Source organism: Streptomyces sp. NPDC046215 (assembly GCF_040646215.1).
In the GTDB taxonomy this organism is placed as follows: Bacteria; Actinomycetota; Actinomycetes; order Streptomycetales; family Streptomycetaceae; genus Streptomyces; species Streptomyces stramineus.
The window spans coordinates 16,669-40,724 of sequence record NZ_JBEYZW010000067.1 but is presented as its reverse complement, the minus strand read 5'-3'; the positions used below and the strand labels follow the sequence as shown (position 1 = coordinate 40,724).

The following is a 24,056-nucleotide window of genomic DNA, read 5'->3' as shown; positions in this document are numbered from 1 at the left end:
CTGGTGGTGGCTGAGCTCAGCCACCACCAGCCCGTCCGGGGCACCTCCCAGCGGTAGCTGGGGGAGATTGAGGACACCACCGCGCAGCGGTGGTGCACCACACGACTCGCCGGACGGGCCGAGTCGGCTGAGCTCAGCCCAATCAGCCCGTCCGGCGACTGAGGACACCGCCGCGCAGCGGTGGTGCACCCCGACCGGCCCGGTGGATCGGTACGCCCGCCCCCGTCAAGGGGGCCCCCGTGCCGCCGCGGCGGGTGGCGACGATCTCCGCGGTGATGGACAGGGCCGTCTCCTCCGGCGTCCGGGCGCCGAGGTCGAGGCCGATGGGCGAGCGCAGCCGCGCCAGTTCGGCCTCGGTCAATCCCGCCTCGCGCAGCCGGGCCAGGCGGTCCTCGTGGGTGCGGCGGGAGCCCATGGCCCCCACATAGGCGACCGGCAGCCGCAGCGCCCGTTCCAGGAGCGGGACGTCGAACTTCGCGTCGTGCGTGAGGACGCACAGCACCGTGCGGGGGTCGAGGTCCTGGGAGTCCAGGTAGCGGTGCGGCCAGGCGACCACCACCTCGTCCGCCCCGGGGAAGCGCCCCGCGGTGGCGAAGACGGGGCGCGCGTCGCAGACCGTCACGTGGTAGCCGAGGAACTTGCCGGCCGTGGCCAGGGCCGCGGCGAAGTCCACGGCCCCGAAGACGATCATCCGGGGCGGCGGCACGCTGGACTCCACCAGCAGCGTCACCGGCTCCCCGCACCGCGCGCCGTCGCCGCCGACGTCCACCGTTCCCGTGCGGCCCGTGTCCAGCAGGGCCGCCGTCTCCGCGGCCGCGGTGGCGTCCAGCGCGGCCGGGCCGCCGAGGGTGCCGTCGCGGCCGCCGTCGGCCAGGACGAGCAGCGCGCGCCCCAGCAGGCCCGCCGGGCCCGCGGCCACCCGCGTCAGGGCGGCGCTCTCCCCGCGCGCGGCGGCCCGCAGGGCGGCGGCGAGCACGGGGCGGTCCCCGGCCGTGGCCGGCACCGGGGTGACGAGGACGTCGATGACGCCACCGCAGGTCAGGCCCACGGCGAAGGCGTCCTCGTCCGAATAGCCGAATCGCTCCAGCACGGGGGTGCCGCTCTCCAGGGCCTCCCGGCAGAGGTCGTAGACCGCGCCTTCCACGCACCCTCCGGAGACGGAGCCGATCACCGCGCCGTCCGCGTCGACGGCGAGGGACGCGCCGGGCGGGCGGGGCGCGCTGCCCCGGACGGCCACGACGGTGGCCACGGCGAAGTCCCGTCCCTCGTCGCACCAGCGGCACAACTCGTCGGCGAGGTCCAGCATGGCGGTCTCCTCTGCGGGTGGGCGGGCGCTATCCGACGCCCAGCCAGCTCTCGATCGGGTGGAGTGCGAAGTACACGGTGAACACGCCGGTCAGCACCCACATGAACACCCCTGGCTCCCGCCATTTTCCCTGGGCTGCCCTGATCGCGGTGCAGGCGATGACGCCCGCGCCGACACCGGCCGTGATGGAGTAGGTGAACGGCATCAGCACGACGGTCAGGAAGACCGGCACCGCCACCGCCCGGTCGGCCCAGTCGATGTACCGGGCGCTGCTCATCATCATCGCGCCGATGACGACCAGGGCCGCGGCGGCGACCTCGCCCGGCACGATCCGGGTGAGCGGGGTGAAGAACAGGCACGCGGCGAAGAACAGCCCGGTCACCACCGAGGACAGCCCGGTGCGGGCGCCCTCGCCGACCCCGGTCGCCGATTCGATGAACACCGTCTGGCCCGAGGCCCCGGCGACGCCGCCGATCGCGCCGCCCGCCCCGTCGACGAACAGCGCCTTGCTCAGTCCCGGCATCCGCCCTTTGTCGTCGGCGAGCCGCGCCTCGGTGCCGACGCCGATGATGGTGGCCATCGCGTCGAAGAACCCGGCCAGCACCAGGGTGAAGACGATCATGGCGACGCTCATCACGCCGAGCGACCCCCAGCCGCCGAAGGCGACCTGGCCGAAGAGCGAGAAGTCCGGCATGGAGACCGCGCTGCCGCGGAGTTCGGGCGCGCCGTTCTGCCACGCCTTGGGGCCGGGGTCGGCGGTCGCGTTGACGAGGAGGGCGAGGGCCGTGCCGGTGACGATGCCGATGAGGATCGCGCCGGGCACCTCGCGGGCCTGGAGCATGAAGACGGTCAGCAGGGTGACGCAGAAGATCAGGACCGGCCAGCCGGCGAGCTCGCCGGACGGGCCGAGGGTGACGGGGCCGCCGCCGGCCGAGGCGTGCACGAAGCCGGCCTTGACCAGTCCGATCAGGGCGATGAACATCCCGATGCCCATGGTGATGGCGTGCTTGAGCTCCAGCGGGATCGCGTTCATGATCAGTTCGCGGAGCCCGGTGACGGCCAGGACCACGATCACCAGGCCGTACATCACACACATGCCCATGGCCTGCGGCCAGGTCATATGGGGTGCCACCTGGGTGGAGAGCACCCCGGAGACGCCCAGCCCGGCGGCGAGGGCGAGCGGCACCTTGCCGAACAGCCCCATGAGCAGGGTGCAGACCGCCGCGGCGAGAGCGGTGGCGGTGATCAGCGCGGAGTGGCCGAGGGTGTGCTGCGCGGCGTCCGGGCCGGACAGGATCAGCGGGTTGAGCAGCAGGATGTAGCACATCGCCATGAAGGTGGTGATGCCGCCGCGGACCTCGCGTCCGACGGTGGAGCCTCTGGCGCTGATGTGGAAGTACCGGTCGAGCCGGGACCGTCCGGCGGGCGGACGCGAGCCCGCGCCCGCGCCTTCCGCCGTGGTCCTCGGCTCCACGGATGACTGGGCCATGATGCCTGTTCCCCTTTCCGGGGAGGTGGATCGGCTGCACGACCCGGGGGACGGCCCGAGACGACTGGATGGTGGTGCGGTGCCGGGGCCCGGCCGCCGCCGGGGGGCGTGCGGCGGCCGGCGGGGACGGCGGGTCAGGTGCCGGTGAGGTGTTCGGGCCGTACCGGCACGCGGGCGAGTGCCAGGCCGGTGGCGGCCCGGATCGCGGCGACGACGGCCGGGGTGGAGGACAGGGTGGGGGCCTCGCCGGCGCCCCGCAGCCCGTACGGGGCGTGCGCGTCGGCGAGTTCGAGGATGTCGACGGGCATGCTGGGGGTGTCGAGAACGGTGGGGATGAGGTAGTCGGTGAACGAGGGGTTGCGGACCCGCCCGTCCGCCCCGACGACGATCTCCTCCATCACGGCCAGCCCCAGCCCTTGGGTGCTGCCGCCCTGTATCTGGCCGATCACCGCCAGCGGGTTCATGGCCTTGCCCACGTCCTGGGCGCAGGCGAGCTCGACGACCTTGACGAGGCCGAGCTCGGTGTCGACCTCGACGACGGCGCGGTGGGCGGCGAAGGAGTACTGGACATGGCCGTTGCCCTGCCCGGTCGCCAGGTCGAACGGCTCGGTGGGCCGGTGCCGCCACTCCAGCTCGACGTCCACGGCACCGTCGTCGAGGATCTCGGCGAGGTCGGCCAGGACCTCGCCCGCGTCGGTGACGACCTTGCCGTCCTCCAGGAGGAGTTCGGCGGTGGCCCACGCCGGGTGGTACGTACCGAACCGCGCCCTGCCCCGCTCCAGGACCTGCTCCCGGACGGCCCGGCAGGCGTGCCGGACCGCGCCGCCGGTGACGTACGTCTGGCGGGACGCGGAGGTGGAGCCCGCGGAGCCGACACGGGTGTCGGCGGGGGCGATGGTGACCTGGGTGACGCCGAGCTCGGTCCGGGCGATCTGGGCATGGACGGTGATCCCGCCCTGGCCGACCTCCGCCATCGCGGTGTGTACCGTGGCCACCGGCTGCCCGCCGGCGGCCTCCAGCCGCACCCGTGCCGTGGAGTAGTCGTCGAACCCCTCGGAGAAGCCGACGTTCTTTATCCCGACCGCGTAGCCGACGCCGCGGACGACGCCTTCGCCGTGCGTGGTGTTCGACAGCCCGCCCGGCAGCGAGCGGACGTCGGGCGCGCCGCCCGCGCTCTCCCACTGCCGCTCCGGCGGCGGGGGCAGCGCCTTGACGCGGCGCAGGAGTTCGGCGACGGGCGCGGGCGCGTCCACGACCTGCCCGGTGGGCATGACCGCGCCCTGTGCCATGGCGTTCCGCTGGCGGAACTCCACCGGGTCCAGGCCCAGGGCGGCGGCCAGCTTGTCCATCTGCGCCTCGTAGGCGAAGCACGCCTGGACGGCGCCGAAGCCGCGCATCGCTCCGCACGGCGGGTTGTTGGTGTAGAGGGCGAGGGCCTCGATGTCCACGGCGTCGACGACGTAGGGGCCCGCGGCGAGGGAGGCGGCGTTGCCGACGACGGCCGGCGAGGAGGAGGCGTACGCGCCGCCGTCGAGCACGATCCGGCACGCGAGGTGGGTGAGCCGGCCGTCCCGGGTCGCCCCGTGCTCGTAGTGGAGGGTGGCGGGGTGGCGGTGCACATGGCCGAAGAACGACTCGAAACGGTTGTAGACGATCTTCACCGGCCGGCCGGTGCGCAGGGCGAGCAGGCACGCGTGGGCCTGCATGGACAGGTCCTCGCGGCCGCCGAAGGCCCCGCCGACGCCGGAGAGCGTCATCCGGACCTTCTCCTCGGGCAGGCCGAGGACGGGGGCGATCTGCCGCAGGTCCGCGTGCAGCCACTGGGTGGCGACGTACAGGTCGACGCCGCCGTCCTCGGCGGGCACCGCGAGCCCCGACTCGGGGCCGAGGAACGCCTGGTCCTGCATGCCCACTTCGTAGCTGCCGGTGACGACGACGTCGGCGCGGGCCCGGGCGGCGGCGACGTCCCCGCGCCGGACGGGCTGCCGGTGGACGATGTTGGGGTGCGGCACGTGGGGCGCGTGGTGATCGTCGCGGCCGGGGTGCAGCACGGGCGCGTCCGGCCCGAGGGCCGAGGACTCGCCGGTGACGACGGGCAGTTCCTCGTAGCCCACCTTGATCTTCGCGGCGGCGCGCCGCGCGGTCTCGGGGTGGTCGGCGGCGACGAGCGCGACCGGTTCCCCGTGGTAGCGCGCGACGCCGTCGGCGAGGACGGGGGTGTCCTGGATCTCCAGCCCGTAGCGGGTCGCGGCAGGAAGGTCGTCATGGGTCAGCACGGCGTACACGCCGGCCGTGGCGAGCGCCTCGGAGACGTCGATCGACAGGATCCTGGCGTGGGCGTACGGGCTGCGGAGGGTGAAGCCCCAGAGCATGTCCTCGTGCCACAGGTCCGAGCCGTAGGCGAACTCGCCGGTCACCTTCAGGGTGCCGTCGGGGCGCAGGGTGGACTCGCCGATGCCGCCCCGGGTGCGGCTGGACTGGGTGAGGCCGGTGGGGATGCGTGCGGTGCCCATGGTCAGACCGCCCCTTCCGTCTCCGTGCGGGCGGCCGCCAGGCGGACCGCGTCGAGGATCTTCTCGTAGCCCGTACAGCGGCACAGGTTGCCGGACAGGGCCTCGCGGATGTCCGCGTCGGAGGGTTCGGCGTTGTGCTCCAGGAGTTCATCGGCGGCGACCAGCAGGCCCGGGGTGCAGAATCCGCACTGCACGGCGCCGGCGTCGATGAACGCCTGCTGCACGGGCGAGAGTTCGCCGTCGCCCGGCTCCCGGTCCGCGCGCCGGGCGGCGAGGGCGGCCAGGCCCTCGACGGTGACGACCTCCCGGCCCTCCGCCTGGCCGGCGGCCACCAGGCACGCGCACACCGGCTCCCCGTCGAGGCGTACCGTGCAGGACCCGCACTCGCCCTGCTCGCAGGCGTTCTTCGAGCCCGGCAGGCCCAGCCGCTCGCGCAGGACGTACAGCAGGCTCTCGCCCTCCCAGACGTCGTCGGCCTGCTGCGGGCGGCCGTTGACCGTGAAGTTCACGCGCATCGGGTGTTCCTCCCACTGTCGCGGTAGGCGTCCCAGGCCCAGCCGAGCGTGCGGCGGGCCATGACGCCCACCGCGTGCCGCCGGTACCGGGCGGTGCCCCGCACGTCGTCGATCGGATTGCAGGAGCCGGCGGCGAGCTCGGCGAACTCCCGGGCCACCGACGGGGGCACGGGCCGGCCGGAGTCCCAGAGGCCGGCCTCCGCCAGGGCGGCGTTCAGGAAGTCCTCGGCCACCCGGGCCCGCAGGGGCGTGGGCGCGGCCGAGCCGATGCCGGTGCGCACCGTGCGGGTGCGCGGGTGCAGGGCCAGGCCGAAGGCGCAGACGGCGATCACCATGGCGTTGCGGGTGCCGACCTTGGAGAACTGCTGGGGGCCGTCGGCGGTGTCGATGCGCACGGCCCTGATCAGCTCGTCGGGCTCCAGGGCGTTGCGCTTCACGCCGGTGAAGAACTCCTCCACCGGGATCAGCCGGGTGCCGCGCACCGACTCCGCCTCCACCCGGGCGCCCGCCGCCAGGAGCGCCGGGTGGGCGTCCCCGGCCGGGGACGCGGCGCCGAGGTTGCCGCCCACGCTGCCGCGGTTGCGGATCTGCGGCGAGCCGACGGTGTGCGAGGCGAGCGCGAGGCCGGGAAGCGGCCCCCGCAGCTGCTCCATGATCCGCGTGTACGGGACGGCCGCTCCCAGGCGCACCTCCTCGTCACCGGCCTCCCATTCGTACAAATCGCCGATGCGATTCAGGTCGAGCAGGTACTCCGGACGGCGGTGGTCGAAGTTGATCTCGACCATCACATCCGTGCCACCCGCGATGGGCACGGCGGTGGGGTGCTCGGCCTTCGCGGCCAGAGCCTCCTCCCAGCTGCCGGGGCGCAGGAACTCCATGGGGGTTCTCTTCTCGATCGGGTCCCGCGCGGGGCCCGAAGGGGCGAGCGCGGGGCCGTCCGGCGGAGCGGTTCATGTGCTGTTCACGCGGCGTGGGCCCAGTACAGCGACGACCGGGTGCCCCGGTGCAGTCACCGAAACCATGAAGCGGTTGGCTGGTCGTCCCCGCAGTCTTGTAGATTCGAACGAAAGGCGAGGTTCCGAAACCTCACCGCATTCCACTGATAACAACAAGACAGATCGGCGGCGACGACGATGCGGCTGCGCGCACTCCTGGAGACCGATGCGCTGGGCCTCCGGCTGCTCGGCGGCGAGGAGGAGCTGGACCGCACCGTGCGCGGGGTGATGACCACCGACCTCCGCGACCCGAGCCGGTACCTCTCCGGCGGGGAGCTGGTGCTCACCGGCCTGGCGTGGCGGCGCGAGCCGGAGGACTCCGAGCGGTTCGTGCGGATCCTGGCGGGCGCCGGCGTCGCCGGGCTCGCGGCGGGCGAGGCGGAGATGGGCTCGACCCCCGACGACCTGGTGCAGGCGTGTGCCCGGCACCGGCTGCCGCTGTTCTCGGTCGTGGAGGACGTCTCCTTCGCGTCCATCACGGAACACGTGGTGCGGCAGGTCTCCAGCGAACGGGCCGGGGACCTGGCCGCGGTCGTCGACCGGCACCGGCGGCTGATGACGTCCGGCCCCGCGGGCGGCGGCCCCGAGGTCGTCCTGGACCTGCTCGGCTCCGACCTGGACCTGCGAGCCTGGGTGCTCTCCCCCACCGGCCGCCCCATCGCCGGCTCCTCGCTGGCCGGGGCCGGGCCGGCGCTGCCCGGCGCCGTCTGCGCCACCCTCGCGGGCGAACACCTGGCCGCCGCGCGGACGGGCCGCCGCGGCCCGCACCGGGTCACCGTGGCCGGGAGCACCTACTCGCTGTTCCCGGTCGGCGCGGCCGCGGGCGCGGGCGCGGCCGCCGGTGACGTGCGCGAGACGGTCCTGTCGGACTGGCTCCTGGCCGTCGAGGCCGACGCCGGCGACTGGCCCGCGGAACGGCTCGACCTGCTGGACGGCGTCACCCAGCTGATCGCCGTGGAACGCGAGCGCCGCGAGGCCGCCCGCACGGTGCGGCGCCGGCTCGCCCAGGAAGTCCTCGAACTCGTCCAGACCGGCGCGGCCCCCGCCGAGATCGCGGCCCGGCTGCGGGTGGCGGCCCCCGTGCTGCTGCCGGGGCTCGGCAGCGCCCCGCACTGGCAGGTAGTCGTGGCCCGCGTCGAGTGGGAGGGCGGGGACGTCCCCGGCGGCCCGGTCGCCCAGGCGCTCCTGGAGGAGATCCTCGTCGCCCCCGAGGCGACCGGACCCGAGCCGTCCGACCGCATCGCCGTCGCCCACGTCGGGGACGAGGCCGTCGCCCTGGTCCCGCTGCCCGCCGTGCCGGCCCGGCCGGAGAGCTTCGAGGACCTGGCCGCCGACCCCGCGGACGTCCCGGCGGCGCCCGGACTGCACGCGGACGCGCTCCTGAAGGCCGTCCGCGAACCCCTCTCCCGGGGCCTCGCCGACGACGGCCGCCTCACGCTCGGCGTCAGCGCCCCCGTCCACTCGGCGGAAGGGCTGCGCGGCGCGCTGGAGGAGGCGCGGCACGCCCGCCGGGTGGCGGCGGCCCGTCCGGGCCGGGTCTGCGCCGCGGGCCACCAGGAACTCGCCTCGCACGTCCTGCTGCTCCCCTTCGTCCCCGACGACGTCCGCCGCGCGTTCACGGCCCGCCTCCTGGACCCCCTGCGCGACTACGACCGCCGGCACCGCGCCGAGCTCATCCCGACCCTGGAGGCGTTCCTCGACTGCGACGGCTCCTGGACGCGGTGCGCGACGCGGCTGCATCTGCATGTGAACACGTTGCGCTACCGGGTGGGCAGAATCGAGCAGCTGACGGGGCGGGACTTGTCGCGCCTTGAGGACAAGCTGGACTTTTTCTTGGCGTTGCGCATCAGCTAGCGCTGGGCTTGTCGGTTCCGGTGGTTTCTCGCCGTTGCCGGGTGCGGCGCCGTTTCCCCTGCGGGGGGCGTATCCGCTGCGCGGGGCTGTTCAGGTGCGGTGTCGGGCCTGCGCGGGTGGGGGTTTCGGGGCTGCTTCGCTTTACGCCCCGAACACCCCACCCGCTCCGACCCGCCACCTCCCGTGATTGGGGGGTAAGAAACCCGTGGGGGTAACGGTTCGCTGCCAGGCACGGGGTCACCACAGGTCTTTTCTCCCACCCACCCCCGCACATTGAACGCCCCGCGCAGCGGACACGCCCCCCGCAGGGGCAACGGCGAGAAACCCGGAAACGCCCCGCGCAGCGGCAACGTAGCGGGCTGGCCAGAACTTTGTGAACTGGTTCACACCCACCCCTTGGCCGCGCCCACCCCTTCGTGCTGAGATGCGGAGCACACCGGCGCGCTTGGGGAGGGCACTGTGGCGGATACCGCCATGCGTAATTCTGGGTTGTCGGAGGAGCCTCAGGGACCGGACCCGCACGGGGACGATCCACTCGAACGAGCCGTATGGCGACTGCGGTCGCGCGCCTGCTGGGACGACGCCGCCGCGCTCCTCGCGCCGCGCGCCGCCACGGAGGTGGGCACCGCGCTGCGGCGCACGGCCGTACTGATCGAACAGTGCATGTTCACGGCGGAGGGCTGGGGGGCCGCCGAGGACGCGCTGCGCTCGGCGGAGGCTCTCGCCACGGACGACGAGGAGCGGGGCGCCGCGGCGTGCGAGCGCGGGCATCTCGCCTACGCCTCCACCCTGCTGGGGGTGCGCGACCGGGCCGACGAGGCCCGCTCCGCGCTGGGCCGGGCCGCGGCCCTGCTCGCCGCGGGGTCACCGACCCGGCCGCTGCTGAACTTCCGGCGGGGCCTGATCGCCCAGCACCTGTCCGACAACCCCTCCGACGCGACCGCCGCCTTCCAGCGGGCCCACGCGGGGGCGACGGCGCACGGGCAGCGGTTACTGCTCTCCTTCACCTGGCGCCACGTGGCGGCGATGGCCGAGCACGACGGCAAGCTCGCCGAGGCCCGGCACGGCTTCGCGGAGTCGCTGCGGATAAGGGAGGAGCTGGGCTACCTGATCGGCATCGCCCCGGCCCTGGCCTCGCTGGCCTCGGTGCTGCCCGACGCGGGCGAGGCGGCCCGCCTCCGCGCGGAGGCCGCGCGGCTGGTCCGGCTGCTGGGCGGCGTGCCGGCCTGGCTGGCGGACCGCCTGCCTCCGGCGGCCACGCCCGACTGAGAGCGGGACCGGACAGAACAGGTCGCAGGCCGCCGGCGCTACGCGCCCGTGAAGTGCCCGCGCACCAGGGATTCGACGGCCCGCAGGTCGCGGGCCGTCAGCGCTTCCAGCAGGGCCAGGTGCTCGGCCGCGTCGGCGATGAGGTCGGCGGTGCGGACCGCGGGCGCCTGGGCGATCGGCCACTGGGCGCGGCGGTGGAGCTCGTCGGCGACCGTCACCAGCTGGCGGTTGCCGGTGAGGCCGAGCAGGGCGCGGTGGAAGGCCCGGTCGGCCTCGGCGTAGCGGGCGCGGTCACCGGTGGCCGCGGCGGTGGCCGCGGCCTCGGCGGCGGGCCGCAGCTCGGACCAGCGCGCCGTGGGGACCGTGCGGGCCAGGCCCAGCACGGCGGGGACCTCGATCAGGGCGCGCACCTCGGCCAGTTCGGCGAGGTCGCGCGCGCTGCGGCGGGTGACGCGGAAGCCGCGGTTGGGGACGACCTCGACGGCGCCTTCCAGCGCGAGCTGCTGCATCGCCTCCCGGACGGGGGTGGCGGAGACACCGAACCGCTCGCCGAGCGCGGGCCCGGAGTAGACCTCGCCCGGTACGAGCTCGCCGCTCACCAGGGCCTTGCGCAGGGCGTCGAGGATCTGGCCCCGGACGGAGTAGCGCTGCGGCATCCGGCGCGCTTGGGCGGGCACGGGCGCGGGGGCGCCGTAGGGGCTCTCGCCGTGGACGTGCTCACCGCGGACGTGCTCGGCGTGCGCTTCGGGCGCGGCCCGCCCGGGCACGCCGGTGCCGGGCCCCGGTACCGCCGTATGGGGTCTGCCCTGCTCCATTGGGGTCCTCCTGTGTCCCTGTGAACGATAGGCCGCCCCTCTGACAGTTCAAACCCCGTTCCGCTCGGGTAAGGTAAGCCTTACCTCTAAACGATCGCGATTACGGTGGTCCACGGATGCCCCTCCAGCTGATCCCGCTGGTTTCCCCGGACGCCCCGGCCACCGCCGCGGCCCCGGCTCCCGCCCCGGTCGCCGGCGCCTATGCCCGGCTGACGGAGGTCTTCCCGTCCCTGACGGTCACGGTGGAGCCACCGCGCCACGGCGACGGCTGGGTGACGGGAGCGGAGCTGGCAGCGGGCGGCGGCGCCCTCGACGCGTTCCTGGCCTGGGACGAGGCGCAGATCCTGCGCGAGTACGGGGAGCGGGCGCGCCCGGACGTCGTCGCGAGCTTCGGGCTGCACCGGTACGCGTGGCCGGTCGCCCTGCTCGTCACCGTTCCCTGGTTCCTGCTCCGCCGGGTGCCGCGGCTGCCGGCCGGGGCCGTCTCCTTCCACCGTGACGAGGGCCGGCTGACGGCCGGGGTCACGGAGTTCGCCTGCCTGCCGGACGACCCGGCGGCGTCCGCGCCCGGCGCCCGCGTCGTGGCGGACGAGGAGGCGCTGCGGGCCGAGGTGCGGGCGGCGGTGGCCGGGCACCTCGAACCGGTGCTGGCCGCCTTCCGGCCGCGGATGCGGCGCGGTTCGCGGGCCCTGTGGGGCATGGTGACCGACGACGTCACCGAAGGGCTCTGGTATCTGGGGGAGTTGTTCGGCGAGCAGCCGCGCGCGGCGCGTGAGCTGGAGCTGCTGCTGCCGGGGGCCACACCCCCGTTCGTCGGCGGCACGGCCTTTCGTGAGCTGACCGGGCCGCGGGGGGAGACCCTGCAGACCCGCGACCGGGCGAGTTGCTGCTTCTTCTACACCTTGCGCCCCGATGACACCTGCCTCACCTGCCCGCGCACCTGCGACGCGGACCGCATCAAGCGCATGTCCGCAAGCTGATCCCGGGCACACCACCCGATCGAGCGATTCCAGGGGAACGTAATTCTCTTTCGCCTGACCGGCGTTCGAATTTCCCCACACCTATCTGTATGCCCTTGCCGTCCATTGGCAGGCAGTTGTTGCGAAACCCTTTGGCGAACGGTCCGATTCCGTCAGGATGGCGCGCGAAAGGCCGTACAGCTATGCAAGGGACGCAAGATGAGAGTGACCGATATACCGCTGAATTGGATGCTCCCCAGTGTCGTGGCGCTCGCCGGGGCCGTGGTGGCGGTGACGGTGCTCGCACGCAGCCGGCACGGCAGCGCGGACGACGCGGGGGCGTCCTCGGATCCCTGGGAGCGCACGGAGGAACGCAGGCGCCGCAAGGAGACCATCTACGGCATCGCCTCGTACCTGCTGCTCTTCTGCTGCGCCGCGGTGGCCGCCGCCCTCTCCTTCCACGGGCTGGTCGGGTTCGGACGGCAGAACCTGGGCCTGACGGGCGGCTGGGAGTATCTGGTGCCCTTCGGGCTCGACGGGGCGGCCATGTTCTGCTCGGTCCTCGCCGTGCGCGAGGCCAGCCACGGCGACGCGGCGCTCGGCTCCCGGCTGCTGGTGTGGACGTTCGCCGGCGCGGCGGCGTGGTTCAACTGGGTGCACGCGCCCCGCGGGATGGACCACGCGGGTGCCCCGCAGTTCTTCGCCGGCATGTCCTTGTCGGCCGCGGTGCTCTTCGACCGGGCGCTCAAACAGACCCGCCGGGCGGCGCTGCGCGAGCAGGGGCTGGTGCCCCGCCCACTGCCCCAGATCCGCATAGTCCGCTGGCTGCGGGCACCCCGCGAGACCTTCGGCGCCTGGTCGCTGATGCTCCTGGAGGGCGTGCGGACGCTGGACGAGGCCGTCGAGGAGGTCCGCGAGGACAAGCGGCAGCTGGAGCGGGACCGGGTGCGGCGGCGCGAGGCCGGCAAGCTGGAGCGGGCCCGCATCAAGGCGTACAACCGGCAGCACCGGGTCTGGGGCCGCGCCAGGGGCGGCCGGCAGGTGGACGTGGGCGCCCCGGCGGTCACCGCCGCACCCCAGCCCGCGCAGCTCGGCTCGGACCCTTCCATAGCGGCCGAACAGGGACAGCTCCCCGTACGTGCCCGTCCGCTCCAGGCGGTGAGCGGCCGCGAGCCGATCGACCTCACCGCCGAGGACGACACCCAGGCCATTCCCCGGCTCGACTCACTGGAGGCCAAACTCGCCCAGATCGAGCGCCAGTTCGGCTGACGCCCTGTCGGCCCTGAGTCGCCGAGCGGCGGTTCAGGGCTCCCGGGCGTCCAGCTCGAACCAGACCGCCTTTCCGACGGCGTGGGCCCGTACCCCCCAGCCGTCCGCCAGGGAATGGACGAGCAGCAGCCCGCGCCCCGAAGTGGCGGCCGCCCCGGCGCCGTTCAATTCCCGGCCCTGCGCAATTTCCCGGCTTTTCTCCTGATCAATTCCGAAGTCGCTCCCGGAACGGGCCCCCGGAGACTTTTCATAGTCTGCCGTACGGTCATTTTTAAGATCGCAGCCAAGGGCATTCCGCCGGTGGTCACCGGCCGCGTTCCACGCGTCCCTCTCGGTGTCCGGCCGCGGCAGGAAGTCCCGCACTTCGACGCGCAGGCGCCCTCCGGCGTCCTCCGCGGTGCCGCCCGCGGTGATATGGGCCCGCACCACCGCTCCCCCGTCGGTGTGCACCAGGGCATTGGTGACCAGCTCGCTCGCCAGCAGCTCGGCCACATCCGCGCGCCCCGGCGCCCCCCAGTGCGCCAGCAGCCGGCGGAGCTCGGCCCGCACCTCCCGGACCGCCGTGAGCTCCCGGCGCCCCAGCCGTCTCTCGAAGCGCGGGTGCGCCGCACCGTCCGCCCGCTCCGGCCCGCGGCCCGCGGACTCTTCCCGGCCCGCACGGCCGTCCGCACCCACCCGGTTCGCAATCTGCCGCTTCATCCTTCCCCGACCCCGACCCCTCCCCGGCGCCCCGGCATCGAACACGTTCACGCACGCTCACGGCAATGCATGCCCCGGCCCGCCGGTAATGACGCCTGTTGACCCATCAACATGGTGATATGACTGGAATGCTGGCGCGTCTTGTGCCGAGCGCGAATATGCCGTTGGCTCCGTGCGGATTAACGTTTCATCCGGGCCATTCCCCGGTCAGGGCCGGGGCACGTTGCGGAGGTTGGACCGCGCCATCTGAAGCATCCGGCCCACCCCGCCGTCCAGGACCACCTTGCCCGCGGAGAGCGCGAAACCGCCGACCATCTCCGCGCTGATCTTCGGCGGGATGGACAGGGCGTTCGGGTCGGTGACGATGTCCACGAGCGCCGGCCCCTTGTGCCGGAACGCCTCGCGCAGCGCGCCGCGCACGTCCTTGGGCTTCTCCACCCGGATGCCGTGGGCGCCCGCGGCCCGGGCCACGGCCGCGAAGTCGGGGTTGTGGTAGCCCGTGCCGTGCGACGGCAGCCCGCCGACCATCATCTCCAGCTCGACCATGCCGAGGGAGGAGTTGTTGAAGAGGACGACCTTCACCGGCAGGTCGTACTGGACGAGGGTGAGGAAGTCGCCCATCAGCATGGAGAAGCCGCCGTCCCCCGACATCGAGACGACCTGGCGGCGGCGGTCGAGGAACTGGGCGCCGATCGCCTGGGGCAGGGCGTTGGCCATCGAGCCGTGGGTGAACGAACCGATGACCCGGCGGCGCCCGTTGGGGGTCAGGTAGCGGGCCGCCCAGACATTGTTCATGCCGGTGTCGACGGTGAAGACCGCATCGGCCGCGGCCTCCTCGTCGAGGACGGACGCCACGTACTCGGGGTGGATCGGCTTGTGCTTCTCCACCTTGCGGGTGTACGCCTTGACGACGCCTTCGAGGGCGTCGGCGTGTTTCTTCAGCATCTTGTCGAGGAACTTGCGGCTCTCCTTGACCCGGACCTTCGGGGTCAGGCAGCGCAGCGTCTCCCGCACGTCGCCCCACACCGCGAGGTCCAGCTTGGAGCGGCGCCCCAGCCGCTCGGGCCGCACGTCCACCTGCACGATCTTCACGTCGTCGGGGAGGAAGGCGTTGTACGGGAAATCGGTGCCCAGCAGGATCAGCAGGTCGCACTCGTGGGTGGCCTCGTACGCGGCGCCGTAGCCGAGCAGCCCGCTCATGCCCACGTCGTACGGGTTGTCGTACTGGATCCACTCCTTGCCGCGCAGGGTGTGCCCGACGGGCGCCTTCACCCGCTCCGCGAACCGCATCACCTCGTCGTGGGCGCCCGCGGTGCCGCTGCCGCAGAAGAGGGTGACCCTCCTGGCCTCGTCGACCATCCGGGCCAGCGCGTCGATCTCGGCGTCACCCGGCCGCACGGAGGGGCGCTCCGTGACCAGGGCGTGCTCGATGCTGCGTTCGGGGGCCGGTGCGCCCGCGATGTCCCCCGGCAGGGAGATCACGCTGACGCCGCCCAGTCCGATCGCGTTCTGGACGGCCGTCTGGAGCACCCGGGGCATCTGCTGGGGGCTGGAGATCAGCTCGCTGTAATGGCTGCACTCGCGGAACAGCTGGTCGGGGTGGGTCTCCTGGAAGAACCCGGTGCCGATCTCGCTGCTGGGGATGTGGGAGGCGAGAGCGAGCACCGGGGCCATGGAGCGGTGGGCGTCGTAGAGCCCGTTGATGAGGTGGAGGTTGCCGGGGCCGCAGGAGCCGGCGCACGCCGCGAGCCGGCCCGTCAGCTGGGCCTCGGCGCCCGCGGCGAACGCGGCGGCCTCCTCGTGGCGGACCTGGACCCAGTCGATGCCGGACGTGCGGCGGACCGCGTCCACCACGGGGTTCAGGCTGTCCCCGACCACCCCGTAGAGCCGCCGCACCCCGGCTCGCACCAGGACGTCCACGAACTGTTCCGCCACCGTCTGCTTCGCCATCGTGCCTTCCTCCGGTCGGGTTCCTGGGTCGGCTCCTGCCCCCATGAACCCACGGAACACGTGGCTATGCCTCCCAGAGGGCGCAGGCGGTCCGGTCGTCGGCGTAGCCCTTCACCCGGAGCTGGGTGTCCGCGAGGAACGCGGCCAGCCCCGGGGGCTCGCCCGCCGACCACCGTTCGGCCAGCCGGTCGCCGAGCTCCCGTTCGCCGCGCAGCGGCTCGGCCAGGCCCGTGCTGCACAGCAGCAGGGTGTCACCCGGGCGGGCGACGGAGGCCCGGAAGCGGAAGGGCTCCCCCGGCACCTCGGCGGGGCCGACGACCGGGGTGAGGCCGGGCGTGGGGATGCCGAGGTCCAGGGTCGTCCGGTCCCCGGCGCCGCGGCCGCCGGTGATCTCCCCCGGGGGGTCGGCGCGGCCGGGCTCCGGGTCCGGGTCCAGGTCCTGCCAGAGGCCCTCGCGGAGCCGGAAGAGGCCGCCTCCGCCGACGCCGAAGAACACCCGGGTGCGGCAGGTGCCGTCTGCGGTCAGCAGCAGACAGCGGACGGCCGCGGTGTACTCCTCGGGCCGCAGGCCCAGTTCGGCGGCGCGGGCGCGCAGCCGGCCGTAGGACCGGTCGGTGAGCCGGTGCAGCCCGGACCCCAGCTCCCCGCGCCGGCCGCCGCGGATGTCGTCGGCCAGCCGGGCGTGGCTGCGCCCGACGGCGCCGCCGAGCCAGGCGCAGATGTCCCGGGCCGCGCGGTGCGCCGCGCCGGCCGCGCGGGCGGGGGACGCCATCGCGACGAACAGCAGGGCGCTGTCCCCTTCGCCGAAGCGGGCGGTCAGCAGGGCGTCCCGGCGCTGCTCGCCGCGGTAGCGGGCCGAGTCGCCGCGCAGCGACACGGCGCGCAGGGTCACCGCCCCGTACCGGGCCCCGTCCAGGACGGTGTCGGGCACGAGGTCCGCGAGCCCGCCGGGGTCGGTGGCGGGCCAGGAGGTGGGCTCGGCGTCGTAGGTGGGGGGCCGCTCGCCGACGTAGTCGACCGGGCCGGGGCCCGGCCGGGCCTGCTGCCGGGGCACCAGGGGCCGGCGGGGCTCCCCGGGGCGCCGGGGCCCGGTCTGGCGCGGCATCGGGATGCGGCCGTTCGGCGGGTCGACCCGCTCCAGGGATTCCGCGCCTTCCGCCGGCCCCTGGCGGCCGGGCGGCTCGGCCGCCGTCCGCCACCGGTCCGGCCCGCGTGGATCGTCACGCTCCGGGGATTCGGGCCGGTCCGGACGCGGCAGCCCGGGGGGCTCGACCCACTCGGGCCGTTCCCGGCGGGCCCGTCCGGGCGGGTCGAGCCGCTCCAGGGATTCGGGCGGCCCCTGCCGCTCCGGGGGCTCGGGGGCGCGCCGCCGGCGCGGGGCGGGCGGCTCGGCCCGTTCCAGGGCCTCCGACGGCTCGCCGGACCGGGGGAGCTCGGGGGTGCGCCCCGGGGTCCGCTCCGGTGCGTCAGGGGGCCCGGCGGCCGGGCCCGGCCGCCGGGGCGAGCCGAGCACCGGCCCTCGCCGGTCCGGGTCGTCCCGCTCCGGGGACACGTCCCCTCCCGGCGAGCAGCCCGGGGCCACGGGTTCGGCGGGGTCTGCGAGGGCCGGAAGCTGCCGGGGATCGGGGGATTCCTGGCTCGGAGGGTCGTCGTCCCGCTCCAGGGGCTCCGACCAGGCCGAGGACTCGCTCGCGCGCCGGCTCTGCTCCGAGGACTCGTCCGGTGAGCCCACGGGCGGGGCTTGACGCCGTGGGGGCTCCGCCGGGTCCGGTGATTTCTGCCGTGACCCCGGCGGGGTCCGGCGGCCCGAAGCGCTTGCGGCCGGTGGCCGCTCGTCGGCTGAGGGGGTGTCGCCTTCCAGGGGTTGCGTCCGGTCCGACGCCTCACTTGACCGCGGCCCGGCCGGAGCCTGGCGCCCACCGGCAGCCCCGGACGCCGAGCGCCGTTCCTGCTCCGGCAAACCGTCACCGTCCAAGGGCTCGGCCCACTCCGACCGCGCCGGCCGACCCGGCGCCGGGCGCCGCCCCTCACCTTCCAGGGGCTCAGCCCAGCCCGACGCCCCACCCGGCCGCGGCCCGGCCGCAGCCTGACGCCCACCGGCAGCCCCGGACGCCGAGCGCCGATCCTCACCCGACGGGCCGTCACCCTCCAAAGGCTCCGCCCACTCCGACCGCGCCGGCCGACCCGGCGCCGGGCGCCGCCCCTCACCTTCCAGGGGCTCAACCCAGCCCGACGCCTCACTTGACCGTGGCCCGGCCGCAGCCTGACGACCCCCGGCAGACCCGGAGCGCCGCCCCTCACCCGACGGGCCGTCACTCTCCAAGGGCTCCGCCCACTCGGCTCGTCCGCCCGACGGCTGCACTCCCGGTGGCTCCCGGCCCGGCAGGTCGGTCTCCTCCGGCGGCTCTGCCCACTCTTCGCTCTGCCGCTGCGGCGGCGGCCCCTGGCGGCGCGGTGTCACGGGTGGCGCCGGTGTGTCCCGCTCCGGTGAACCGGATCCCTCCGGGGGCCCCGTCTTCGACGGCGGGTTGACCCAATCGGGGAGGTCCAGCCACTCCGCCGGCTCAGCCGGCTTCGGCTCCGGCGGCTTCTGGGACTTCGGCGGCCTCGCCGCCCTCGGCTGACGCACCGGCTTCATCGGCTTCGCCGGCTGTTCGACGGGCGCGCGCAGGTCCGGCGGGCCGGGAAGGCGCGGCGGCTTGGGCAGCCGCGGGGGCGGGACCTGCGCCCTGGGATCCGTGTCGATGCCGCTGATGATCCGCTCCGACGCGGTGGGCGACGGCAGCCGCGGCGGGCCCGCGATGTCCGGCGGCGGCGGGACGGCGGGCGGCCCCGGCAGATCGCGGGTGTGCGGCCCGCCGTATCCCTTCGGCCGCGGGGGCAGGCCGCCCGCCGGGGCGGACCGCCCGGCGGACTCCGGCGGCTCGGTGCCGGCGGGCCCGTCCGTGCCGTTCGCCGCCCGCTGCGGGGATTTCCTCGGCGGCGTCTTCGGCGGGGTTCTCGGGGCCGTCCTCGGGGCCGTCCGGGGCCCGGGTTTCGTCCCCGACCGGGCCGTCGGCTTCGCTGTTTCGCTTATGCGTTCCGATTCCGCGCGCACCACCGCCGAGGCGGAGATGAACCGGTCGTCGAGGCTGTCCTCCTCGACCGCGGAGCCGGTGTCGGGTTCATTCTTGTCGTACAACTCGCCCCACCAGGCGTCCTCTTGGCCGGAGCGGTGGTCCCCCTGCTGACTCATGCCCTTATTGTCCACACTGTGGGGAATACGGGAAGAGTGCACGGCGGACTCCACCCAGGGATGATGACCCGAGTCGGAACGCGGGTGTGGGGAGGGGTGTCGCGTGCTAAGTGCGATAGGTCTGGACGCCGCCATAGGTCCGGACGCCGTCCGGGAGCCGGTGCCGTGCCGCCGGGAGGCGCCACGGACCGCCGGGCACAGTGCGGTGGAACTGGTGACCGGCACGGCCGCCGTCACCGAGCGGCTGCGGCGGCTGCGGTTCGGGGCGAGCGGTGAGGTGTGCGCCCTGCTCGCGGGCAGCCCCTGGCCGGCCCTGGCCGACGGGGTGAGCGCCGTACCGCACCGGGCCGTGGTCGAGCGGTCCGCCCGGACCTCGGCGGGGGCGCCGGACCGGGGGACGGCCGCCCGGATAAGGGTCGCGGACCGGGTGCCCGCCGAGCTCGTCGTCGCCGATCGCGCGGTGGCGCTGCTGGCCCTCACCCCGCGCCCGTCCGGCCCCGCCGAGCCCACCGCCCTCCTCGTCCACCCCGGCGGGCTCCTCACCTCGCTGGTGACCCTCTTCGAGGACATCTGGAGCGGCGCGGTCCCGCTGCGCGGCCGGCCGGACGGCACGCCGGAGGGCCCCGCGGCCGGCCCGGACGCGATGGATCTGCGGGTGCTGTCCCTGCTGATGGCCGGGTTGACGGACGCGAGCGTCGCCAAGCAGCTCGGACTGGGCCTGCGGACGGTGCAGCGGCGGGTCAAGCGGCTGATGGAGCTGGCCGGGGTCACGACCCGGCTCCAGCTCGGCCGTCACGCGGCCGAGAGCGGCTGGCTCCCGCCCGGCTGACGGGCCGGGCCGGGCGGCGGCGCCCGCCCGGAAGCGGGGGCGGCCGCGGTCCGGCAGAGTTGGTTCATGGGGACGTGGCAGCTGGTCCTGGTCGGCCTGGTGATGCTGCTCGGTCTGCTCGGCGCGGTGACCCCGGGCCTGCCGGGGCCCCCGATCGTCTGGGCCGGGCTGCTGTGGTGGTCGATGACGGAACGTACCGCCCTGGCGTGGGCGGTCCTGGCCGGCGCGACGGGCGTGCTGCTGCTGAACCAGGCGGTGATCTGGCTGCTGCCGCCCCGCCGGCTCCGGGGCGCGGGGATCACCCGCCGGGCGTTCCTGGTGGCGGGCGGGGCCGGGGTCGCCGGGTTCTTCCTCGTCCCGCTGCTCGGGGCGCCCCTGGGGTTCGTCACCGGGCTCTACGGCATGGAGCGGCGGCGTCTGGGCGGGCGCGGCGAGGCGTGGGCGTCGACGCGGAACGTGATGCGGGCGCTCGGCACGAGCGTCCTGGTGGAGCTGTTCGCGAGCCTGCTGGTAGTGGGGGCGTGGGTGGGCGCGGTGGGCTGGGGACGCACGGGGTGACCTCGCGGTCGGCGCCTGACCGGGCCTCACCCTGACCTTGCGGCCGGCGGGCGGGCCGCCCTCCTTTTCGGCGACGACGGACCTGCGGGCCGGCTTGCCGCGCGCGTGGGGGCGGGCCAGCTCCCAGGTTCCGGAGCCGCCGCCCGCGTGCCGGCCCGCCGCGCGCGTGGGGGCGGGCCCCGCACACCGGCCACGACGAGAACGAGCCGCCTGCCGGTGTGCCCCGGCGGCACCGCCCGGTCCTCGCTGTCCGTGCCCGGGCAGAAGACCGGGCAAAAGACCGGGCAGAAGAAACGCCGCCGCGGCGAGCACGGCGGCCCGGCCGCACGGAAATGGCACCGGGCCGGAGGCCCCCCGGCCTCAGCCCCGGTACCCCTCCAGGCCCAGGAGCAGCTGCTTGCGCTCCAGGCCGCCCGCGTATCCGGTGAGCGAGCCGTTCGCGCCGATCACCCGGTGGCAGGGGCGGAGCACGAGCAGCGGGTTGGCGCCGATGGCGCCGCCCACCGCGCGGACGGCGATGCGGGAGGCCCCGATCCGGGCGGCGATCTCGCCGTAGGTGGTGGTCGCGCCGTAGGGGACGCTGTCGAGGGCGTCCCACACCTTCTGCCGGAACTCCGTGCCCTGGACGGCGAATTCGAGGGTGAAGTCCTTCGCGTCGCCCGCGAAGTACGCGTCGAGCTGCCGGGCGGCCTCGGTGAAGGCGGCCGGCTCGCGCCGCCAGTCGGCCCCGATAGTGGCGGCGTTCTTCTGCCCGGGCACGGACAGCGAGGACAGGGCGGTGCCGCCGGGCGCGGTCGCCGAGGGGCGGCCGGTGAGCAGAAGGGTGCCGAGGGGGCTGTCGATCTCGGTGTAGAGCATGGTCAGACGTCCTTAGCGGTGTGGTTCCAGAGGTGCTGCAGTGCGTACGAGCGCCAGGGGCGCCAGGCGTCGGCGGCGTCGGGTGCCGCGCCGAGGGCGGCGAGGCCGTGGCGGGCACCGGCGTCGCCGGGCAGGAAGACATCGGGGTCGCCGAGCGCCCGCATCCGGATGTAGCCGGCCGTCCAGGGGCCGATGCCGGGGAGGGCGAGCAGCGCCCGCTCGGTGGCGTCGCGGTCGGCGCCGGGGTCGAGGCGGACGGCTCCGTCGGCGAGGGCGGTGGAGATCACGCGCAGGGCGCGGCGGCGCGCCCCGGGCATGCCGAGCTCCTCCAGGCCGGCGTCGGCGAGGGTCGCGGGGTCGGGGAAGACGTGGGTGAGCGCCCCGTCGGGGGCCGGCAGCGGCTTTCCGTACGCGGTGACGAGGGTGGCGGCGAGCCGGGCCGCGGACGCGAGGGTGACCTGCTGTCCCAGCACGGCCCGCACGGCGAGTTCCTCGCCGTCCGCCGCGCCCGGGGCCCGCAGGCCGGGCCGGGCGTCGACGAGCGGCTTGAGCCGCGGGTCGGCGCCGAGCCGTTCGGCGACGGCGTAGGGGTCGGCGTCCAGGTCGAAGAGGCGGCGGACCCGCTGGACGGCGGTGGACAGGTCGCGGAGGTCGGTGAGGTGCAGCCGGCAGTCGAGCCAGTGGCCGCGGCGGGCGGCGGCGGAGGCGGGCTCGGCGACCTCGGCGACGCCGGTGCCGAAGGGGAGCCGCAGGGTGCGGCGGTAGAGGCGGGCGCCGGGCGTGCCCCGCATCTCCTCGATGCCGGTGATCGCGCGGCGCTGGAGGAAGTCGAAGATCACCCGGGCGGCGTAGGGGCCGCGGTGGGCGAGCCGCAGGGGGACGCCGGTGGGCGCGGGGCGCCCGGGCCGCCCGGGGCGGGCCCGTTCGCGCAGGGTGCTGGGGGTGCAGGCGTAGACGTCCCGGACGGTCTCGTTGAACTGCCGGACGCTGGCGAAGCCGGCCGCGAAGGCGATCTCCGTGACGGGCAGGGCCGTGGTCTGCAGGAGGACGCGGGCGGTGTGGGCGCGCTGGGCGCGGGCGAGCGCGACGGGGCCCGCGCCGAGCTCCTCGGTGAGCTGACGGTGGACCTGCCGGGAGCTGTAGCCGAGCCGGGCGGCGAGGCCGGCGACGCCTTCGCGGTCGACGACGCCGTCGCCGATCAGGCGCACGGCGCGCCCGACGAGGTCGGCCCTGACGTTCCACTCGGCGGAGCCGGGCACGGCGTCCGGCCGGCACCTGCGGCAGGCCCGGAACCCGGCGCCCTGGGCGGCGGCGGCCGACGGGAAGAAACGGACGTTGACGCGCTTGGGGGTGACCGCCGGGCAGCTGGGCCGGCAGTAGATGCCGGTGGTGGCCACGGCGAAGAAGAACTCTCCGTCGAAGCGCGCGTCCCGGCTGCTCACCGCCTCGTAGCGGGAGTCTTCACCGAGGTTCCCGGGGGTTTTCTCCCGGGGCGTTGTGATGTCCACGCGTTCCAGTCTGCGGCATGGGACCCCCGGGCACTGGCGGAAATCGGACATGGCCCTCCTGCCCCGGAGGGCCATGTCCGCCCCGCGGGGGCGCGGGGAACTGCGCGACCAGCCACAAGCCCCCGCGGCTGGCGCGCCGCCCCCGGCGGAGCGCTCACCCCCGGCGGAGCGCTACCGCGCTCCGCCCCGCTTGCGCTCCACCATGCGCCGGCCCTCGGCCATCTTCAGCTTCCAGTCGCGGCGCATCTCCGCGCGCAGGCGGGCGTCCGTGCGAGCGGCGATGCGCCGGTTCTCCCGGAGCAGCTTGCGGTAGCTCTCCAGGCGCCGGTGGGTCAGCTCACCGGCGTCGAGCGCCCGCAGGACCGCGCAGCCCGGCTCGGCCTCGTGCGCGCAGTCGTGGAAGCGGCACTGCCCGGCGAGGGCCTCGACCTCGGCGAAGACCTGCGCGACGCCGCCGTCGGCGTCCCACAGGCCCACGCCGCGCAGCCCCGGGGTGTCGATGAGGACGCCGCCGCCGGGCAGCGGCAGCAGGTTGCGCGTGGTGGTGGTGTGGCGGCCCTTGCCGTCCCTGTCGCGGGTGGTGCGGACGTCCTGGACGTCCGTGCCCACGATCGCGTTGGCGAGGGTGGATTTCCCGGCGCCGGACTGGCCGAGGAGCACGGACGTCCGGTCGGCGAGGACGGCCGCGAGGACGTCGGTGCCCTCGCCCGTCTCGGCGCTGACGGCCAGGACCGTCACGCCCGGCGCCACCGAGGCGGCGTCGTCCACGAGGTGGCCGAGGACCACCGGATCGGTGATCAGGTCGGCCTTGGTGAGGACGACGAGCGGCTCGGCACCGCTCTCCCAGGCCAGGGCGAGGAACCGCTCGATGCGGCCGAGGTCGAGCTCGACGGCGAGCGAGACCGCGATCACGGCCAGGTCGGCGTTGGCGGCCAGGATCTGGCCCTCCGACCGCTGGGAGGAGGTGGAGCGCACGAACGCGGTGCGCCGCGGCAGCAGGGCGCGGACGAACCCCTGGGTGAGGTCGACGGCGGCCCAGTCACCGGTGCACATGATGCGCATCGGGTCGCCGGTGGTGACGAGCGCGGTGTCGGCGTGGACGGTCCGGACGCCGTCGCCGTCGGGGACGACGAGGTCGCAGCGGCCGCGGTCGACCCGGACGATCCGCCCGGGCGCCAGGCCCTGGGCTGCGTAGGCGGAGAAGCTTTCAGCGAACCCTTCGTCCCAGCCGTAGCGGGAGAGCGGGTGTGCCTGCTCGGAGAACACTGGGGTCCTTAAGGAGGGAGGTGGAGTGAGCGGACTTCCGTGTGCGGGCAACGCCCGTCGCCATGACAGCCATCGGTCCGTGCCTCCCTTCCTTTTTCCGGCGCGGCTCTCGCGCGCAGTCATCGTAGGCACCGGCGGTGCCCGGGGGCGAGCGGTTTTCCGCCCGCCG

At 74.9% G+C, this 24,056-nt stretch carries 19 protein-coding genes; 7 read left to right on the top strand and 12 right to left on the bottom strand.

The features are described from left to right. Positions 1–142 precede the first annotated feature (142 nt). The 5 genes from ABZ951_RS24945 to ABZ951_RS24925 all read right to left on the bottom strand — a co-directional run bounded on the left by ABZ951_RS24945 (position 143) and on the right by ABZ951_RS24925 (position 6,701). Complete coding sequence (locus tag ABZ951_RS24945; protein WP_361280721.1) at positions 143–1,306, bottom strand: XdhC/CoxI family protein; 1,164 nt, start codon at positions 1,304–1,306, stop codon at positions 143–145. 28 nt (positions 1,307–1,334) lie between these two features. Further along, positions 1,335–2,795, bottom strand: coding sequence for an NCS2 family permease (locus ABZ951_RS24940; RefSeq protein WP_344097190.1), 1,461 nt, complete (start codon positions 2,793–2,795; stop codon positions 1,335–1,337). Positions 2,796–2,929: 134 nt separating this feature from the next. Continuing rightward, positions 2,930–5,308, bottom strand: a complete 2,379-nt coding sequence (pucD, locus tag ABZ951_RS24935; protein WP_344097187.1) for a xanthine dehydrogenase subunit D — start codon at positions 5,306–5,308, stop codon at positions 2,930–2,932. Between the two features lie 2 nt (positions 5,309–5,310). Beyond that, positions 5,311–5,823, bottom strand: a complete 513-nt coding sequence (locus tag ABZ951_RS24930; protein WP_344097185.1) for a (2Fe-2S)-binding protein — start codon at positions 5,821–5,823, stop codon at positions 5,311–5,313. Continuing rightward, complete coding sequence (locus tag ABZ951_RS24925) at positions 5,814–6,701, bottom strand: FAD binding domain-containing protein (protein ID WP_361280718.1); 888 nt, start codon at positions 6,699–6,701, stop codon at positions 5,814–5,816. Before ABZ951_RS24925 ends, ABZ951_RS24930 begins: the two co-directional genes overlap by 10 nt. A 255-nt stretch (positions 6,702–6,956) precedes the next feature. Between ABZ951_RS24925 and ABZ951_RS24920 the strand changes: the two genes are divergently transcribed. Both ABZ951_RS24920 and ABZ951_RS24915 read left to right on the top strand, forming a co-directional pair. After that, positions 6,957–8,672, top strand: coding sequence for a PucR family transcriptional regulator ligand-binding domain-containing protein (locus ABZ951_RS24920; protein WP_361280716.1), 1,716 nt, complete (start codon positions 6,957–6,959; stop codon positions 8,670–8,672). Positions 8,673–9,146: 474 nt separating this feature from the next. Beyond that, positions 9,147–9,941: a hypothetical protein gene (locus ABZ951_RS24915; RefSeq protein ID WP_344097180.1), complete on the top strand. Its 795-nt coding sequence runs from the start codon at positions 9,147–9,149 to the stop codon at positions 9,939–9,941. Positions 9,942–9,979: 38 nt separating this feature from the next. Here the strand turns inward: ABZ951_RS24915 and ABZ951_RS24910 are convergent, their stop codons facing one another. Beyond that, entirely contained in the window at positions 9,980–10,756 is a 777-nt protein-coding gene (locus tag ABZ951_RS24910) for a GntR family transcriptional regulator (protein WP_361280714.1), read from the bottom strand. 116 nt (positions 10,757–10,872) lie between these two features. Between ABZ951_RS24910 and ABZ951_RS24905 the strand changes: the two genes are divergently transcribed. Further along, positions 10,873–11,736 carry a (2Fe-2S)-binding protein gene (locus tag ABZ951_RS24905; protein WP_344097175.1) on the top strand — a complete coding sequence of 288 codons (864 nt, stop codon included), beginning with the start codon at positions 10,873–10,875 and terminating at the stop codon, positions 11,734–11,736. A 198-nt stretch (positions 11,737–11,934) separates the two neighbouring features. Continuing rightward, complete coding sequence (locus ABZ951_RS24900; RefSeq protein ID WP_344097173.1) at positions 11,935–12,984, top strand: DUF2637 domain-containing protein; 1,050 nt, start codon at positions 11,935–11,937, stop codon at positions 12,982–12,984. A gap of 33 nt (positions 12,985–13,017) precedes the next feature. Here the strand turns inward: ABZ951_RS24900 and ABZ951_RS24895 are convergent, their stop codons facing one another. The 3 genes from ABZ951_RS24895 to ABZ951_RS24885 all read right to left on the bottom strand — a co-directional run bounded on the left by ABZ951_RS24895 (position 13,018) and on the right by ABZ951_RS24885 (position 17,365). Beyond that, the gene (locus ABZ951_RS24895) at positions 13,018–13,683 is read right to left on the bottom strand and encodes an ATP-binding protein (RefSeq protein ID WP_344097171.1); all 666 of its coding nucleotides are present in this window, start codon (positions 13,681–13,683) and stop codon (positions 13,018–13,020) included. A 207-nt stretch (positions 13,684–13,890) separates the two neighbouring features. Further along, positions 13,891–15,633 (bottom strand): pyruvate dehydrogenase, encoded by a 1,743-nt coding sequence (locus tag ABZ951_RS24890; protein ID WP_344097168.1) that lies wholly within the window; start codon positions 15,631–15,633, stop codon positions 13,891–13,893. Positions 15,634–15,697: 64 nt separating this feature from the next. Further along, positions 15,698–17,365 (bottom strand): protein phosphatase 2C domain-containing protein, encoded by a 1,668-nt coding sequence (locus ABZ951_RS24885; protein WP_361280712.1) that lies wholly within the window; start codon positions 17,363–17,365, stop codon positions 15,698–15,700. A gap of 1,006 nt (positions 17,366–18,371) precedes the next feature. Here ABZ951_RS24885 and ABZ951_RS24880 point away from each other — a divergent pair. From ABZ951_RS24880 to ABZ951_RS24870, 3 genes are all read left to right on the top strand, one after another. Continuing rightward, positions 18,372–18,863: a hypothetical protein gene (locus tag ABZ951_RS24880; RefSeq protein ID WP_344094265.1), complete on the top strand. Its 492-nt coding sequence runs from the start codon at positions 18,372–18,374 to the stop codon at positions 18,861–18,863. A gap of 108 nt (positions 18,864–18,971) precedes the next feature. Continuing rightward, positions 18,972–19,697, top strand: coding sequence for a helix-turn-helix transcriptional regulator (locus ABZ951_RS24875; RefSeq protein ID WP_344094268.1), 726 nt, complete (start codon positions 18,972–18,974; stop codon positions 19,695–19,697). Positions 19,698–19,763: 66 nt separating this feature from the next. After that, the gene (locus ABZ951_RS24870) at positions 19,764–20,255 is read left to right on the top strand and encodes a DUF456 domain-containing protein (RefSeq protein ID WP_344094270.1); all 492 of its coding nucleotides are present in this window, start codon (positions 19,764–19,766) and stop codon (positions 20,253–20,255) included. 360 nt (positions 20,256–20,615) lie between these two features. On the opposite strand, the gene ABZ951_RS24865 is transcribed toward ABZ951_RS24870, so the two are convergent. From ABZ951_RS24865 to rsgA, 3 genes are all read right to left on the bottom strand, one after another. After that, entirely contained in the window at positions 20,616–21,119 is a 504-nt protein-coding gene (locus ABZ951_RS24865) for a methylated-DNA--[protein]-cysteine S-methyltransferase (protein ID WP_344094329.1), read from the bottom strand. Continuing rightward, positions 21,116–22,672, bottom strand: a complete 1,557-nt coding sequence (locus ABZ951_RS24860; RefSeq protein WP_344094272.1) for an AlkA N-terminal domain-containing protein — start codon at positions 22,670–22,672, stop codon at positions 21,116–21,118. The genes ABZ951_RS24865 and ABZ951_RS24860 overlap by 4 nt, the downstream gene beginning before the upstream one ends. 120 nt (positions 22,673–22,792) lie before the next feature. Next, on the bottom strand, positions 22,793–23,887 hold the full coding sequence (gene rsgA / locus ABZ951_RS24855) for a ribosome small subunit-dependent GTPase A (RefSeq protein WP_344094274.1): 1,095 nt from the start codon (positions 23,885–23,887) through the stop codon (positions 22,793–22,795). Positions 23,888–24,056 lie beyond the last annotated feature (169 nt).

Bases quoted from the DNA above. Each gene is read 5' to 3' on its own strand.
- ABZ951_RS24945 (WP_361280721.1), bottom strand. From the start codon at position 1,306: ATGCTGGACCTCGCCGACGAGTTGTGCCGCTGGTGCGACGAGGGACGG.
- ABZ951_RS24940 (WP_344097190.1), bottom strand. From the start codon at position 2,795: ATGGCCCAGTCATCCGTGGAGCCGAGGACCACGGCGGAAGGCGCGGGC.
- pucD (WP_344097187.1), bottom strand. From the start codon at position 5,308: ATGGGCACCGCACGCATCCCCACCGGCCTCACCCAGTCCAGCCGCACC.
- ABZ951_RS24930 (WP_344097185.1), bottom strand. From the start codon at position 5,823: ATGCGCGTGAACTTCACGGTCAACGGCCGCCCGCAGCAGGCCGACGAC.
- ABZ951_RS24925 (WP_361280718.1), bottom strand. From the start codon at position 6,701: ATGGAGTTCCTGCGCCCCGGCAGCTGGGAGGAGGCTCTGGCCGCGAAG.
- ABZ951_RS24920 (WP_361280716.1), top strand. From the start codon at position 6,957: ATGCGGCTGCGCGCACTCCTGGAGACCGATGCGCTGGGCCTCCGGCTG.
- ABZ951_RS24915 (WP_344097180.1), top strand. From the start codon at position 9,147: ATGCGTAATTCTGGGTTGTCGGAGGAGCCTCAGGGACCGGACCCGCAC.
- ABZ951_RS24910 (WP_361280714.1), bottom strand. From the start codon at position 10,756: ATGGAGCAGGGCAGACCCCATACGGCGGTACCGGGGCCCGGCACCGGC.
- ABZ951_RS24905 (WP_344097175.1), top strand. From the start codon at position 10,873: ATGCCCCTCCAGCTGATCCCGCTGGTTTCCCCGGACGCCCCGGCCACC.
- ABZ951_RS24900 (WP_344097173.1), top strand. From the start codon at position 11,935: ATGAGAGTGACCGATATACCGCTGAATTGGATGCTCCCCAGTGTCGTG.
- ABZ951_RS24895 (WP_344097171.1), bottom strand. From the start codon at position 13,683: ATGAAGCGGCAGATTGCGAACCGGGTGGGTGCGGACGGCCGTGCGGGC.
- ABZ951_RS24890 (WP_344097168.1), bottom strand. From the start codon at position 15,633: ATGGCGAAGCAGACGGTGGCGGAACAGTTCGTGGACGTCCTGGTGCGA.
- ABZ951_RS24870 (WP_344094270.1), top strand. From the start codon at position 19,764: ATGGGGACGTGGCAGCTGGTCCTGGTCGGCCTGGTGATGCTGCTCGGT.
- ABZ951_RS24860 (WP_344094272.1), bottom strand. From the start codon at position 22,672: ATGTCCGATTTCCGCCAGTGCCCGGGGGTCCCATGCCGCAGACTGGAA.